The following is a 12528-nucleotide window of genomic DNA, read 5'->3' on the forward strand; positions in this document are numbered from 1 at the left end:
CGGCGGTCAGAGCTTGGCCTGCACGGCGGCCAGGGCGTCGCCGCCGTCGCGGCTCTTCACCCCGTCCAGCCACTTGCCCAGGGCCTGCGGGTTGGCCTTGATCCAGGCCTTCACCGCATCGGCGTTCTTCACGTTCTTCTCCAGCACCCCGGCCATGATGGCGTTCTCCATCTTCAGGTCGAAGCTCAGGTTGGCCAGCAGCTTCGCGCTGTTCGGGCACTGCTGGGCGTAGCCGTTGCGGGTGACGGTGTAGACGCTGCCGGTGCTGCCGAAGTACTTCTCGCCGCCGGCCAGGTACTTCATGTCGTACTTCACGTTCATCGGGTGCGGCGTCCAGCCGAGGAAGACGATCCAGCGCTCGCGCTTAACCGCCCGGCTGACCTCGGCGAGCATCGCCTGCTCGCTGGACTCCACCAGCTTCCAGTCGCCCAGGCCGAACTCGTTGCCGCCGATCATCTTCTGGATCGACAGGTTGGCCGGCGCGCCCGAGCCGATGCCGTAGACCTTGTGGTTGAACTGGTCGGCGTGCTTCTGCAGGTCGGCGAAGTTCTTCACCCCGGCGTCGTAGACGTAGGTCGGCACGGCCAGGGTGAACTCGGTGCCCTCCAGGTTCTTCGCCAGTTGCGTGACCTGGCCGCTGGCGATGAACTGGTCGTGGAAGCCCTGCTGCGCTGGCATCCAGTTGCCGAGGAAGGCGTCCACCTGGCCATCGCGCAGGCCGCCGTAGGTGATCGGCACCGAGAGGGTGTCGACCTTGGCCTGGTAGCCGAGGCTATCGAGCAGGAAGCTGGCCACGCCGTTGGTCACGGCGATGTCGGTCCAGCCCGGATCGGCCAGTTTCACCGTGGCGCAGGCTTCGTCCTCGGCCTGCGCGGCCTGGCCGGCCAGCACCATGGTGGTGGCCAGCAGCAATGCACTTAACTTGGTCATGCTTATCTCCCCTCGGCTTTTCTGGTTGTGGTTATCAGGGTCTGGGATAGCGGGCGCGGCGCTCCAGGTCGTCCAGGTCGATGTGGTTGCGCATGTATTGCTGGCTGGCATCGACGAACGGCTGGTGGTCCCAGCTGGTCAGCCTGCCGCGCTGCAAGGCGTCGGCGACGAAGCGCCGGCGGCGCTGGCTGGCCAGCACGCGGGCGGTGATCGCCGGGATGTCCCAACGCTGCCGGGCCTCGGCCAGGAAGGCGTCGAACAGCTCGCGGTGCGCCGCGGAGCCGGCCAGGTTCTCCAGCTCGCGCGGGTCGTTCTTCAGGTCGTAGAGCAGGCACGGGTCCTGTTCGGAATAGACGAACTTGTAGTCGCCGCGACGGATCATCATCAGCGGGCTGAGGGTGCCTTCGGCGGTGTATTCGCCGATCACCTCGTCGTGCCCGCCCTGGCCCCGCAGGTGCGGCAGCAGCGAGCGGCCGTCCAGCTCCAGGTCCGCCGGCAGTTCGCCGCCGGCCAGTTCCACCAGGGTCGGCAGCAGGTCGAGGGTGGACACCGACTCGGCCACATGGCGCGCGGCGAAGCGGCCCGGCGCGTGGATCAGCATGGGCACGCGGGCGGCCATCTCGAACCAGTGCATCTTGTACCAGAGGCCGCGCTCGCCAAGCATGTCGCCGTGGTCGCCGGAGAACACCACCAGGGTGTTCTCGGCCAGGTCGCATTCCTCCAGGGTCCTGAGCAGCGCGCCGATCTGCGCGTCGACGTAGCTGCAGGCGCCGAAGTAGGCGCGGCGGGCGTCGCGGATCTTCTCCGGCGGCAGCGGCTTGCCCCACAGGTCGATGACCTTGAGCAGGCGCTGGGAGTGCGGGTCCTGTTCGTGCTGCGCCAGTTCCACCGACGGCAGCGGGATGTCCTCGTCGCGGTACAGGTCCCAGTACTCGCGGGGGATGGTGTAGGGGTCGTGGGGGTGGGTCATGGAGACGGTCAGGCAGAACGGCTGCTCGGCGTGCTCGCGGACATGGTCGTAGAGGTACTGGCGCGCTTTGAACACCACTTCGTCGTCGAAATCCAGCTGGTTGGTGCGCACGCAGGGCCCGGCCTGCAGCACCGAGGACATGTTGTGGTACCAGCTCGGGCGCACCTCCGGCTCGTCCCAGTTCACCGCCCAGCCGTAGTCGGCCGGGTAGATGTCGCTGGTCAGGCGTTCCTCGTAGCCGTGCAGCTGGTCCGGGCCGCAGAAGTGCATCTTGCCCGACAGCGCCGTGCGGTAGCCCAGGCGGCGCAGGTGGTGGGCGTAGGTGGGGACGTCGGCGGCGAAGTCGGCGGCGTTGTCCCAGGCGCCGATCTTCGTCGGCAGCTGGCCGCTGACCAGGGTGAAGCGCGAGGGCGCGCACAGCGGGCTGTTGCAGTACGCCGAATCGAACACCACGGCCTGTTCGGCCAGGCGCATCAGGTTGGGCATGCGGATCGGCGAGGCGGCGTCGTGCAGCGGCAGCAGCGGCGCGGCCATCTGGTCGGCCATGATGAAGAGAATGTTCGGGCGTGGCATGGCGAGGCTTATCCTATGCACGGTTGTTATGGAATAGTGCGTGGCAGCAGTGTCACGCCGCACCGGCAGGGGGTAAACCGCATGGCCATACATGCTTCGGATAACGTCAGCTTATGGGTGGCGAACCCATGAGCCTGCCCCTGGAACTGCTCCGCGTGTTCGAGTGTGCGGCCCGCGAGCAGGGCTTCACCGCGGCTGCCGCCGAACTGGGCAGCAGCCAGCCGGCGGTGAGCCAGCAGATCAAGCGCCTGGAGAAGTTGCTCGGCACACGTCTGTTCGACCGGGTGCACCGCGGGATCGTTCTGACGGAAAGCGGCCAGTTGCTGCTGCGCCACGTGCAGGCCGGGCTGGCGGAACTGGAGGCCGGGGTCGAGGCGGTCAGCGCCCGGCGCACCCAGGAAGTGCTGCAGGTGGCCACCGACTTCGCCTTCGCCGCCTACTGGCTGATGCCGCGCCTGCCGCGCTTCCGCCAGCTGCACCCGGAACTGGACGTCAGCCTGCTGAGCAGCGAGCGCAGCCCCAGCAGCCTGCGCAGCGACGTGGACGTGGCCATCGCCTTCGGCGACGGGCGCTTCAAGCATGGCGAGCCGCTGCTGCTGTTCGGCGAGGAAGTCTTCCCGGTGTGCAGCCCGCGTCTGTTGGGCGAGCGCCAGGCGCCGCTGCCGCTGGAGGAGCTGCAGCGCCTGCCGCTGCTGCACCTGAAGCCCGAGGCCCACAGCCGCTGGTTCGACTGGCCAGGGCTGTTCCGCGCCCTGGAGCTACCGCGCCAGCCGGAGGCTTCCGGGCTACGCTTCGACAACTACACGCTGCTGGTGCAGGCGGCCATCGCCGGCCAGGGCGTGGCCATCGGCTGGCGCCACCTGGTCGACGAACTGCTGGAGCAGGGGTTACTGTGCCGGCCCATCCGCGAGAGCGCCGCCTCGCGCTACGGCTATTACGCCGTGCTGCCCGAGCGCAAGCGCCGCGCCCGCCTGCTGCAGCCCTTCGTCGACTGGCTGCGCGCCGAACTGGAACAGGACCCATGAACGAGATCCACGGCTACCACGCCCACGTCTACTACGATGCCGACAGCCTGGAGCAGGCCCGCCAGCTGTGCGAGGAGGCGGTGCGCCTGTTCGGCGTGAAGATGGGCCGCATGCACCAGCGTCCGGTCGGCCCGCACCCGGACTGGAGCTGCCAGCTGGCCTTCGGCAACGACGCCTTCGCCGCCGTGGTGCCCTGGCTGGCGCTGCACCGCGATGGCCTGGTGGTGTTCATCCACCCGGACACCGGCGACGACCTGCGCGACCATCGCGACCACGCCATCTGGATGGGCGCGGTGCGGCCGCTGGACCTGTCGCAGTTCGGCTGAATTCGATAATGATTCTCGATTCGTTGTATGCTTGCCCGCTTTACCGGCGGCCCGCCCACGGCGGGCCGGTATTCCAGGGTATCGCGGTCATCATGCGGCGTTTCGCCTCCTCCCACCTCCTGCAGAGCTTCCAGGCGCACTATGCGGACCTGCTGCGCTTCCTCGCCCGCCGCCTGGGCGACAACCAGCGCGCCGCCGACGTTGCCCAGGACACCTGGCTGCGCCTGGCCGACCAGGCCCCGGAAGCCGAAGTGCAGGACCCGCGCGCCTACCTGTTCCGCGTGGCCGGCAACCTGGCCATCGACAACCTGCGCCGCGAAGGCCGGCTGGCCGAGCTGCACGTGGAGGAGACGGCGGCCAACGAGGTCAGCGACCCCGGCGCCGGCCTGGAGCGCAACCTGCTGGCCCGCGAGGCCCTGGAACAGCTCGACGCCGCCCTCGACCAGCTGCCGCCCAAGGCCCGCCAGGCGCTGCTGATGAACCGCCTGGACGGCCTGACCCACGCGCAGATCGCCCGCCGCCTCGGCGTTTCCGAAAGCATGGTGGGCAAGTACATCGTCCAGGCCATGCGCCATTGCCGCGACCACCTGCAACAGCGGGAGGCGCAGCCATGAGCCGCCGGGACCTGGAGAACCAGGCCATCGACTGGCTGGTGGAACTGCATTCCGGCCGCGTCGAGGCCGGCCGCCGCAGCGCGTTCGCCCAGTGGCGCGCGCAGAGCCCCGAGCACGAAAGCGCCGCGCGCAGCGCCGAGGCACTGTGGAGCGCCCTGCCGGCCACCCGCACGGCGCGCCGCCACCGCCTGCTGCGCCCGCGCCGCCTGGCCGCTGTGGCGGCGGCCGCCTGCGTCGCCGCGCTGGCCGTGGCGCTGGCGCTGCCCACGCCGGTGGCGGGCCTGTATGCCGACTACGCCACCCGCACCGGCGAGCGGCGGATGATCGAGCTGGCCGACGGCAGCCGCGTCTGGCTGAACAGCGCCAGCGCGCTGTCGGTGGACTTCTCCGCCAGCCGCCGGAGCCTGCATCTGTATGGCGGCGAAGCGTTGTTCGAAGTGGCCAAGGACGCGCAGCGGCCCTTCGTGGTGCATGCCGGCGACGGCGAAGTCACCGCCGTGGGCACCCGCTTCGACGTCGACAGCCGCGGCCCGGAAGTGCAGGTGGCGGTCAGCGAGGGCGTGGTGCGGGTGGAGGCCGGCGGCAAACCGGCGGTACGCCTGGCCGCCGGCGAGCGCCTGGCCTATCGCGGGGAAGCCGCCCCCGGCCCGGTGCAGCCGCTGGACCTGGACAGCGCCAGCGCCTGGCAGCGCGGCAAGCTGATCTTCAACCAGCGCCCGCTGGGCGAGGTGCTGGCGGAACTGGAGCGCTACCTGCCGGGGCGTATCCTGCTGACCGATGCCAGCTTGCGGCGGCACAAGGTGAGCGGGGTGTTCGACCTGGATGATCCCGATGCGTTGCTGCAGACGTTGCAGCGGTTGCAGCCGGTGCAGGTGACGCGGTTGCCCTGGTTGGTGGTGGTTAGGCCGGTTTCTTCGTAGGGGCTGGAGAGCGCCCTCTCCCTAACCCTCGGCTGCGCGCCCCGCCCTGAAGGGAGAGGGGACTGTTCGGAGTGCGCTGATATTTCGGCGTTAGCCGGCTGGTACCGAGCATCCGGCTAACACCAGATCCTTTCTCGGCACGGACAAGCCCCCTCTCCCTTCAGGGAGAGGGCTGGGGAGAGGGAGCAGAGTCAAACCTAAGCACCCAGGCCGCCTGGAAACTCCGTTCGCGAGCAAGCTCGCTCCTACAAAATACAAAACCAGACCCCACGAAAATTTTTCCCTCCCCCACTGCAAGATCGCCCACCCCGTTTCGTCGTAGGCATGAACGCGAAGAATTCCCAACAAACGCGCCCTGCCCACAAGAACGGAAACCCCCGCATGCATCACCGCCTCTCCCCGCTGTACCGCGCCCTGGCCCTCGCCGCCCTGCTCGGCGGCGCCAGCCCCCTGGCCCTGGCTGCCGAGGACGTCGAGCTGCACATCGCGCCGCGCAGCCTGGACAGCGCCCTGACGCAGTTCGCCGACCAGGCCGGGCTGCACCTGCTGTTCAACTCCGAGGACGTCCAGGGCCTGAAGAGCCCCGGCCTGGACGGCCGCTACAGCCGCGAGGAGGCGCTGGACAAGCTGCTTTCCGGCAGCGGCATGCGCTGGAGCTTCAGCGACGAGCGCACCGTGGTGTTGCAGCGCGAGAAGGCGGCCGGCGGCGAGCCGCTGAGCATGGCGCCGACGCAGATCAGCGTGGCCGCGCGCACGCCCACCGACATCAGCTCCATCCCCGGCACCGTCTGGGTGGTGGACCAGGCGCAGCTGCGCGAACAGCTGGACACCGGCGTCAGCCTCAAGGAAGCGGTGGGCAAGCTGGTCCCCGGCCTCGACCTGGCGCCGGAAGGCCGCACCAACTACGGCCAGAACATGCGCGGGCGCAACGTGCTGGTGATGATCGACGGCGTCAGCCAGAACAGCTCCCGCGGCCTGTCGCGGCAGTTCGACAGCATCTCGCCGTTCAACGTCGAGCGCATCGAAGTGCTCTCCGGCGCCAGCGCCATCTACGGCGGCGGCGCCACCGGCGGCATCATCAACATCATCACCAAGAAGGGCGCCCCCGGTGATGCCCGCTTCGAAAGCCAGCTGGGCGCCAGCAGCGGCTTCAACAACAGCGACGACCTCTCCACCCGCCTGGCCCAGTCGGTCAGCGGCGGCAGCGACCGGCTGAGCGGGCGCCTGGGCGTTTCCGCGGAGAAGAACGAAGCCTTCTACGACGGCGCCGGCAACCAGATCTTCATCGACAACACCCAGACCGACCTGCAGTACAACCGCACCGTCGACGTCATGGGCAACCTCACCGCGCAGTTCACCGACGAGCAGAGCCTGGACCTGCTGGCCCAGTACTACGACTCGGGCAACGACGGCAGCACCGGCATCTACTTTCCGCACCTGAACTACAAGGCCCCCTCGGACCTGGACGACGCGCAGATCCGCAGCGGCATGGACACCGACCTGGAGCCGCAGACGCGCCGCCTGCTGCTCAACGCCAACTACCACCACGCCAACCTGCTGGACCAGGACTTCTACCTGCAGGCCTACTACCGCAAGGAAGACGACAACTTCTACCCCTTCCCCTACTACAACGCCGGCAAGCCGGCCGGCAGCACCGGCGTGTACTTCGCCGCCTCGCAGCAGAACTTCGAGGTCAGCGGCCTCAAGGGCCTGTTCAGCAAGCAGTGGGACAAGCTGAAGCTCACCTACGGCGTGGACCTGGACCACGAGCGCTTCAACGCCGAGCAGAAGACCTTCGACCAGCTGATCTCCTCGGAAAGCGGCGGCCTCGACCTGAGCACCGCCAGCAGCGCGCCGCGCTACCCCAGCTACGTGGTCGACGGCCTGTCGTTCTACGGCCAGCTGGACTACAAGCTGACCGACGCCCTGACCCTCTCCGGCGGCGCGCGGCACCAGAAGATGGACGTCGAGGTCGACGACTTCAAGGGCGTGCCCGGCGGCAACAACGACTACCAGGTCAACCTGTTCAACCTCGGCGCCATCTACGACTTCCACAACGGCCACCAGCTGTGGGGCAACTACAGCGAGGGCTTCGACCTGCCCGACCCGGCCAAGTACTACGGCAAGCCCGGCCTCTCGGTGGACGACAACCCGCTGGCCGGCATCAAGAGCCGCCAGGTCGAGCTGGGCTGGCGCTATGCGGACATGGACTGGCAGGCGCAGACGGCGGTGTACTACATCTGGTCGGACAAGGTGATCACCACCGACCAGGCCACCCTGACCATCGACGTGGTCGACCAGAAGAGCCGCGACTTCGGCTTCGAGGGCGCGCTGACGCGCTACTTCCAGAACGGCTGGCAGGGCGGCACCACCCTGCACCTGGTGCGTTCCGAGGAAGAGGACGCCGACGGCGACTGGATCAAGCGCGACGCGCGCTACGCCTCGCTGTCCAAGGCCACCGCCTTCGTCGGCTGGAACGATGAGCTGAACAGCGCGCGCCTGCAGGCCAACCACGCCATGAGCCTGAAGGACGATGCCGACCACGAGATCGACGGCTACACCACCTTTGACCTGATGGGGGAACGCAAGACGGGCTTCGGCACCTTCAGCGCGGGCATCCAGAACCTGCTGGACCGCGAGTACAGCACCGTGTGGGGGCAGCGGGCGACGCTGTTCTACTCGCCGACCTACGGGCCGGCCTACCTGTACGACTACCAGGGCCGCGGGCGCACCTTCACCCTGGGCTGGCGCATGGAGTACTGAGGGGGCTCACGCCGCGCGGGATTCCTCGCGCGGCGCGTCCAGGTGGGTGTGCAGGCTGAGGGCGTGGTGCTGGAGGATTTCCCCCAGCAGTTGTTGCAGCGGCAGTTCCAGGTAGGCCTGCAGGCTTTGCGCATCGGCCCAGCGGCCGCGCAGGCGCCAGAAGTCGCTGCTGGTGGCCGGCAGCAGCACCTCGTAGGACTGGCAGCCGGGCAACTGGTGCGCGGCGCTGATCAGGCGGTCGAGCAGCTGCGCCAGCTCGGCCTCGTGGCCGGGGCGTGAGCGGATCAGCAGGTGGTGTTCGAATGGTTGTCGAATGGCCATGAGCGATTTCCTCCTGTCCCGGGCGCTGGAATGGGGGCTCGGCCCGGTTGTGCCAGAGTAGGAGACGGGCGTCTGCGGGCGGTAGACGGATGCTGTCGGCTTCTTGCCTGATCCTGCGTCATCCGCGCCACCTTGCCCGAAGCGGCGGATTCCCTGGCCTGGCTGGCATGATGGGGGCTTCCCACGGCGGTTGGCTTGTACGATCCTGCCGATTGCTTGCCCGATCCTCCAGCGTCCGTCGTCCTGTCACACTTCCCGCGTGTGCCCGGGCGTAAGCTGGACGCCGCCACTCTCGGAGGCCCCCGTATGTCGCAGCCCCACGACCCCGTCGCCGCCAGCCGCCAGGAACTGGCCGACATCATCGAGCGCCACTGCAATGGCGTCTCCGGCGTCCACGACACCGCCGTCGAATCGCTGTCGCTGGCGCGCCTGGAGCAGCCCAGCGAAGGCCGCATGCCCACCCTGTACCGCCCGGCGCTGTGCGTCATCGCCCAGGGCAGCAAGGAAATCCGCGTCGGCCCGGAAATCTACCGCTACGACGAGCTCAACCTGCTGGTGGTCTCGGTGACCCTGCCGGTGTGCGGCCAGGTGGTCGACGCCTCGCCGGACAAACCCTACCTGTCGCTGCGCCTGGACATCGACCCGGGCGAACTGACGCGGCTGATCGCCGACGCCGGCCTGGCCGGCAGCACCCCGCGCCCGGCCAGCCGCGGCATCTACCTGCAGCGCCTGGACACCTCGGTGCTCGACGCCCTGCTACGGCTGATGCGCCTGCTCGACAGCCCGCGCGACATCCCCATGCTGGCGCCGCTGTACATCCGCGAGATTCTCTACCGCCTGCTGCGCGGGCCCCAGGGCCACCTGCTGCACGACCTGGCGATGACCGACAGCCAGACGCACCGGGTGACCCGCGCCATCGAATGGCTCAACCGCAACTTCGACAAGGCCCTGCGCATCGACGACCTGGCCCGCGAGGTCAACCTCAGCGCCTCGACGCTGCACCACCGCTTCAAGGAAGTCACCGCGCTCAGCCCGCTGCAGTACCAGAAGCAGCTGCGCCTGCAGGAGGCGCGCCGGCTGATGCTCTCCGAGGGCCTGGAAGTGGCGGTGGCCGGCCACCGCGTGGGCTACGAGAGCCCCTCGCAGTTCAGCCGCGAATACAGCCGCCTGTTCGGCGCCCCGCCGCTGCGCGACCTGGCCAGCCTGCGCAACGCCCTGGGCGATGCGGCGATGCCGGCTTGAATTGTCATTGGATTCCCGCGAACGCGGGGAACCCGGAGACGTAGGGCGTATAACCGTTCGCGGTTATACGCCGCCTGACCTTGACCCCCCCTCGCGCCATGGCGACCCGTCCGCGGTTTTCTGCCATGGCGATGGGTATCGCTTCGCTCAACGCCATCCTACGAGAAGCCGGCCTGCCCGTACGGTAGGAGCGGATTCATCCGCGATTCCGCCCGACAGGCCGGCGGGCATCCATCAACGCTCATACAGCTCCAACGGCAACCCATCCGGATCGGCAAAGAACGTAAAGCGCTTGCCGGTCAACCCATCGCAACGAATAGCCTCGCAGCGCACCCCCTGCCCCTCCAGCTCGGCCACCGCCGCTTCCAGGTCATCCACGGCGAAGGCCAGGTGGCGCAGCCCCAGAGCCTCGGGATAGGACGGCCGTGGCGGCGCGCCGGGGAAGGAGAACAGCTCCAGCTGCGCCTCGCCCAGGGCCAGGTCGAGCTTCCAGGAGTCGCGTTCGGCGCGGTAGGTCTCGGCGATCACCCGCAGCCCCAACACCTCGGTGTAGAAGCGTTTCGAGCGCGGGTAATCGGAGCAGATCAGGGCAACGTGATGGAGGCTGTGCAGGTTCATGGACTGGGGCCGCTGCGGAAAAACACCCGACCCATTATGCAGCCTGCCCACCGCCCCCCGTAGGATGGCGTTGAGCGAAGCGATACCCATCGCTGGATATCGCCCCGCTCATGCTGCCGGGCCCTCAGCGCGCCTTGCGCACGCCCTCGGCCAGTTCGCGGCACAGGCCCAGCACGCCCTGCACGGCGTCGGCGGAGCTTTCCGCGTTGGCGATCTTGTCCACCAGCGCCGAGCCCACCACCACGCCGTCGGCCAGGCGGGCGACGCTGGCGGCATGTTCCGGAGTGCGGATGCCGAAGCCGATGGCCACCGGCAGGTCGGTGTGGCGGCGCAGGCGCGCCACGGCCTGTTCGACGTGCTCCAGGGTCGCAGCTCCTGCGCCGGTCACGCCGGCCACCGAGACGTAGTAGACGAAGCCCGAGCTGCCCGCGAGCACCGTGGGCAGGCGCTTGTCGTCGGTGGTCGGGGTGGTCAGGCGGATGAAGTCCAGCCCCGCGGCCTGGGCCGGCTGGCACAGGTCCTCGTTATGCTCCGGCGGCAGGTCGACGATGATCAGGCCGTCGACGCCGGCTTCCTTGGCATCGGCGATGAAGCGCTCGACGCCGTAGTAGTGGATGGGGTTGAAGTAGCCCATCAGCACCAACGGGGTGCTGTCGTTGCCGGCGCGGAATTCGCGGACCATCTTCAGCGTCTTGGCCAGGTTCTGGCCGTTGCCCAGGGCGCGGATGTTGGCCAGCTGGATCGCCGGGCCGTCGGCCATCGGGTCGGTGAACGGCATGCCCAGCTCGATCACGTCGGCGCCGGCCTCGGGCAGGCCCTTGAGGATGTCCAGCGAGGTGGAGTAGCCCGGGTCGCCGGCGGTGATGAAGGTCACCAGGGCGGCGCGGTTCTGCTGTTTCAGTTCGGCGAAGCGGGTCTGCAGGCGGCTCATGCTTGCTGCTCCTGTTGCATGTGGTGCATGACGGTCTGCATGTCCTTGTCGCCACGACCGGACAGGTTCACCACCATGATGTGGTCCTTGGGCAGGTTCGGCGCGCGCTTGAACACTTCGGCCAGGGCGTGGGAGGACTCCAGCGCCGGGATGATGCCTTCCAGGCGGCAGCAGGTGTGGAAGGCCTGCAGCGCCTCGTGGTCGGTGATCGAGGTGTACTCGACGCGGCCGATGTCGTGCAGCCACGCGTGTTCCGGGCCGATGCCGGGGTAGTCCAGGCCGGCGGAAATGGAGTGGGCGTCGATGATCTGGCCGTCCTCGTCCTGCAGCAGGAAGGTGCGGTTGCCGTGCAGCACGCCGGGCACGCCGCCGTTCAGGCTGGCCGCGTGCTTGCCGGTCTCGATGCCGTGGCCGGCGGCTTCCACGCCGATGATCTTCACACCGGCGTCATCCAGGAACGGGTGGAACAGGCCCATGGCGTTGGAGCCGCCGCCGATGCAGGCGACCAGGGAATCGGGCAGGCGGCCTTCCTTCTCGGCCAGCTGCTCGCGGGTTTCCTTGCCGATCACCGCCTGGAAGTCGCGGACCATCGCCGGGTAGGGGTGCGGGCCGGCCACGGTGCCGATCAGGTAGAAGGTGTCGTGGACGTTGGTCACCCAGTCGCGCAGGGCTTCGTTCATGGCGTCCTTGAGGGTGCCGGTGCCGGCGGTGACCGGGATCACCTCGGCGCCCAGCAGGCGCATGCGGAAGACGTTGGCCTGCTGGCGGTCGATGTCGGTGGTGCCCATGTAGACCACGCACTTCATGCCGAAGCGCGCCGCCACGGTGGCGGTGGCCACGCCGTGCATGCCGGCGCCGGTCTCGGCGATGATGCGCTGCTTGCCCATGCGCCTGGCCAGGAGGATCTGGCCGATGCAGTTGTTGATCTTGTGCGCGCCGGTGTGGTTCAGCTCTTCGCGCTTGAGGTAGATCTTCGCCCCGCCGCAGTGCTCGGTCAGGCGCTCGGCGAAGTACAGCGGGCTCGGGCGACCGACGTAGTCGCGCTGGAAGTAGGCCAGTTCCTTGTGGAACTCCGGATCCTCCTTGGCCTTGTCGTACTCGCGGGCCAGGTCGTGGATCAGCGGCATCAGCGTCTCGGCGACGTACTGGCCGCCGAAGCTGCCGAACAGGCCCTTGGCGTCGGGACCGGTGCGCAATGTGGACATGGGAAGGCTCCTCTGGTGTCGGTAGGCAGGAGCGCCCCTGGGTGCGAAACACCTCCAGGGAAGCACGGCTTTTCGTAGGATGGCGTTGAG

General features: G+C 68.5%; 12 protein-coding genes. 6 read left to right on the plus strand and 6 right to left on the minus strand.

Annotation, left to right across the window (positions count from 1 at the left end):
* Positions 1-6 precede the first annotated feature (6 nt).
* Both ACTWJ5_RS00220 and betC read right to left on the minus strand, forming a co-directional pair.
* A complete protein-coding gene (locus ACTWJ5_RS00220; RefSeq protein ID WP_444437242.1) occupies positions 7-930 on the minus strand; it encodes a choline ABC transporter substrate-binding protein in 924 nt (307 codons plus the stop codon).
* A 34-nt stretch (positions 931-964) separates the two neighbouring features.
* Complete coding sequence (gene betC / locus ACTWJ5_RS00225; protein ID WP_444437243.1) at positions 965-2473, minus strand: choline-sulfatase; 1509 nt, start codon at positions 2471-2473, stop codon at positions 965-967.
* Positions 2474-2601: 128 nt separating this feature from the next.
* On the opposite strand from betC, the gene ACTWJ5_RS00230 reads away from it, so the two are divergent.
* From ACTWJ5_RS00230 to ACTWJ5_RS00250, 5 genes are all read left to right on the plus strand, one after another.
* Positions 2602-3498: a choline sulfate utilization transcriptional regulator gene (locus tag ACTWJ5_RS00230; protein ID WP_444437244.1), complete on the plus strand. Its 897-nt coding sequence runs from the start codon at positions 2602-2604 to the stop codon at positions 3496-3498.
* Positions 3495-3824, plus strand: a complete 330-nt coding sequence (locus ACTWJ5_RS00235) for a DOPA 4,5-dioxygenase family protein (RefSeq protein ID WP_043270100.1) — start codon at positions 3495-3497, stop codon at positions 3822-3824. The genes ACTWJ5_RS00230 and ACTWJ5_RS00235 overlap by 4 nt, the downstream gene beginning before the upstream one ends.
* A 92-nt stretch (positions 3825-3916) precedes the next feature.
* Positions 3917-4438, plus strand: coding sequence for a sigma-70 family RNA polymerase sigma factor (locus ACTWJ5_RS00240; RefSeq protein ID WP_024128852.1), 522 nt, complete (start codon positions 3917-3919; stop codon positions 4436-4438).
* A complete protein-coding gene (locus ACTWJ5_RS00245; protein WP_444437245.1) occupies positions 4435-5358 on the plus strand; it encodes a FecR family protein in 924 nt (307 codons plus the stop codon). Before ACTWJ5_RS00240 ends, ACTWJ5_RS00245 begins: the two co-directional genes overlap by 4 nt.
* A 381-nt stretch (positions 5359-5739) precedes the next feature.
* Positions 5740-8121, plus strand: a complete 2382-nt coding sequence (locus tag ACTWJ5_RS00250; RefSeq protein WP_444437246.1) for a TonB-dependent receptor — start codon at positions 5740-5742, stop codon at positions 8119-8121.
* Between the two features lie 6 nt (positions 8122-8127).
* Here the strand turns inward: ACTWJ5_RS00250 and ACTWJ5_RS00255 are convergent, their stop codons facing one another.
* A complete protein-coding gene (locus ACTWJ5_RS00255) occupies positions 8128-8442 on the minus strand; it encodes an antibiotic biosynthesis monooxygenase family protein (protein ID WP_074980802.1) in 315 nt (104 codons plus the stop codon).
* Between the two features lie 306 nt (positions 8443-8748).
* On the opposite strand from ACTWJ5_RS00255, the gene ACTWJ5_RS00260 reads away from it, so the two are divergent.
* Positions 8749-9684, plus strand: a complete 936-nt coding sequence (locus ACTWJ5_RS00260; protein WP_253407653.1) for an AraC family transcriptional regulator — start codon at positions 8749-8751, stop codon at positions 9682-9684.
* Between the two features lie 234 nt (positions 9685-9918).
* Here ACTWJ5_RS00260 and gloA2 read toward each other — a convergent pair whose 3' ends face one another.
* The 3 genes from gloA2 to trpB form a co-directional block, all read right to left on the minus strand.
* Positions 9919-10302 carry an SMU1112c/YaeR family gloxylase I-like metalloprotein gene (gene gloA2 / locus ACTWJ5_RS00265; protein WP_444437247.1) on the minus strand — a complete coding sequence of 128 codons (384 nt, stop codon included), beginning with the start codon at positions 10300-10302 and terminating at the stop codon, positions 9919-9921.
* Between the two features lie 124 nt (positions 10303-10426).
* On the minus strand, positions 10427-11233 hold the full coding sequence (gene trpA, locus ACTWJ5_RS00270; protein WP_444437248.1) for a tryptophan synthase subunit alpha: 807 nt from the start codon (positions 11231-11233) through the stop codon (positions 10427-10429).
* Positions 11230-12438, minus strand: a complete 1209-nt coding sequence (trpB, locus tag ACTWJ5_RS00275) for a tryptophan synthase subunit beta (RefSeq protein ID WP_043270091.1) — start codon at positions 12436-12438, stop codon at positions 11230-11232. The genes trpA and trpB overlap by 4 nt, the downstream gene beginning before the upstream one ends.
* Positions 12439-12528: the final 90 nt, after the last annotated feature.

The organism is Pseudomonas sp. A6 (assembly GCF_052367875.1).
In the GTDB taxonomy this organism is placed as follows: Bacteria; Pseudomonadota; Gammaproteobacteria; order Pseudomonadales; family Pseudomonadaceae; genus Pseudomonas; species Pseudomonas citronellolis.